This window comes from Pseudogemmobacter sp. TB195 (genome assembly GCF_058313095.1).
The window spans coordinates 1-593 of the sequence record NZ_JBZEGG010000157.1; the positions used below are offsets into that span (position 1 = coordinate 1).

The 593-nt window shown below is 63.2% G+C and carries 1 protein-coding gene; it reads right to left on the reverse strand.

The window, feature by feature from the left end:
* The coding region (locus tag AC4FS3_RS29130; RefSeq protein ID WP_491023440.1) for a TonB-dependent receptor plug domain-containing protein at positions 1-440 on the reverse strand (440 nt) is incomplete at its 3' end.
* Between the last annotated feature and the right edge of the window lie 153 nt (positions 441-593).

A 593-nucleotide genomic window follows, 5' to 3' on the forward strand; every position in this document is an offset into this window, starting at 1 on the left:
GTGCCGCCGGTGGCGCCCGCCCCATACAGGCTGGAGGCGCCGGCGACCAGCTCGACCCGTTCCACCGCGTTGAGATCGATCAGCGACAGCATGCGCGAAACATCACGCAGCGGCGTGGTCATGGGCACGCCGTCAACGAGAACCAGCAGGCTGCGGCCGCGATAGGTTTCCGACGCGCCCGACACGGTCTGGTTGTTGATCGAGAATCCCGGCGCCACGCGCGAAAGCAGGCCGGCCGCGCCGCCACCCTGTTTGATCTGGGTGTCGATCTGGCCGCGGTCAATCACCTGGATCGATTGCGGGATATCCGACAGGGCGCGCTGCGCCCGCGATCCGGTCACCGTGATCTCGTCCAGTTGCACGGTGGTCTGGGCCGGTTTGGCCAGCGTGGGAGACGCAACGGCCGCACAGGCCGCCGTGGCCAGCAGGATTCTGCTCATGGTGTATGTGTTCGCCCTGGTTGCCAAGTCACCGCGATCGATGCGCTGCGATCACCCTGCGCAGGTGGGCAGACGCTGCGACGAAATACGTGTATTTTAATTATTCCAAACTAAAATACAGGCCGAATTCCTGGTCACTTGCTTATTTTGCCT